Source organism: Posidoniimonas corsicana (genome assembly GCF_007859765.1).
Classification (GTDB): domain Bacteria; phylum Planctomycetota; class Planctomycetia; order Pirellulales; family Lacipirellulaceae; genus Posidoniimonas; species Posidoniimonas corsicana.
Window position 1 is genome coordinate 1 of sequence record NZ_SIHJ01000013.1, and the last position, 1,285, is coordinate 1,285.

The following is a 1,285-nucleotide window of genomic DNA, read 5'->3' on the forward strand; positions in this document are numbered from 1 at the left end:
TGACCAGCCCCCCCGGACAGTACCAGTATCTATGTTAAGGCCAGCAGGCCGCTCGCTTGGCTCGCTGTAGGCGTAGCCGGAAGCGAGCCAAGCGAGCGGATCGCCTCGGGGGCTGGGGGCCGGTAGCCGAGCGAGCCATGAGGGCGGACCGTGTTGTAGTGCCGCCGCCATCGCTCGATGAGCACCTTCGCCTCCAGCAGCGTGTCGAACTGCTCGCGGGCCAGCAGCTCGTCTCGCAGGCGGCCGTTGAAGCTCTCGCAGTAGCCGTTCTCCCACGGGCTTCCGGGCTCGATGAACAGCGTCTTCACGCCGACGCGCTCCAGCCAACCCCGCACCTTCTCCGCGGTGAACTCCGAACCGTTGTCACTCCGGATGTATCGCGGAACGCCACGACGCACGAACAGGTCGCTCAGGCGTTCGAGCACGTCGCCACTCTTGAGATTCCTCGCCACGTCGATCGCCAAGCATTCCCGCGTGTGCTCGTCGATCAAGGTCAGCATCCGGAAGGCCCGGCCATCGCTCGTCCGGTCGTGCACGAAGTCGTAGCTCCAGACGTGGTCCTTGAACCGCGGCCGCAGCCGCACGCACGAACCGTCCGCCAGCCACAACCGCTTCCGCTTGGGCTGACGCCCCGGGACCTTTAGGCCCTCCCGACGCCACAGGCGTTCGACCCGCTTGTGGTTCACACGCCAGCCCTCCTCACGCAGCAGGGCCGTCACCTTCCGGTAGCCGTAGCGGCCGTAGGAGCTCGCCAACTCAACCATCCGGCGGACCAGCCGCGGCTCGTCGTCTGGCCGGCGACGCCCACGACGCTGCGTCGCCCGCGGCTGACCGATTACCTTGCACGCCCGACGCTCCGACACGCGGTCACGACCCAGGGCGTCCCGGACGTGCTCGACCGCCTCGCGTCGCTTCGCCGGGCTCAATAGTTTCCCGAAGCGGCTTCCTTCAAGATCGCTTTGTCGAGCTCCGCGTCGGCCAGCAAGCGTTTGAGCCGGGTGTTCTCCTTCTCGAGCTCCTTCAAACGCTTCGCCTGGTCCATCCGCAGGCCACCGTACTCCTTACGCCAGCGGATCAGCGTCTGCGTCGATACACCGATCGCCTTCGCCGCGAGCTCTTGAGTCCGGCCCTGTGACATCAGGACCTCCGCCTCTCGCAGCTTCGGGATCACCTCTTCTGGACCGTGCTTCTTACCCTTCGGCATCCTTCTACCTCCTCAAAGGTCATGTCCTCGACGCCCGGGATTATCCCAAACGGCGTGGACTTATTTGAAGGGGCTGGGTCA

1 protein-coding gene is annotated in these 1,285 nt (G+C 65.7%); it reads right to left on the reverse strand.

The genetic code is table 11. The features are described 5' to 3' along the window. Nucleotides 1-29: 29 nt before the first annotated feature. A protein-coding gene (locus KOR34_RS26335) for an IS3 family transposase (RefSeq protein ID WP_146569149.1) occupies nt 30-1,204 on the reverse strand; the annotation gives its coding sequence in 2 pieces (ribosomal slippage) (nt 30-937 and nt 937-1,204; 1,176 coding nt in all). Nucleotides 1,205-1,285 lie beyond the last annotated feature (81 nt).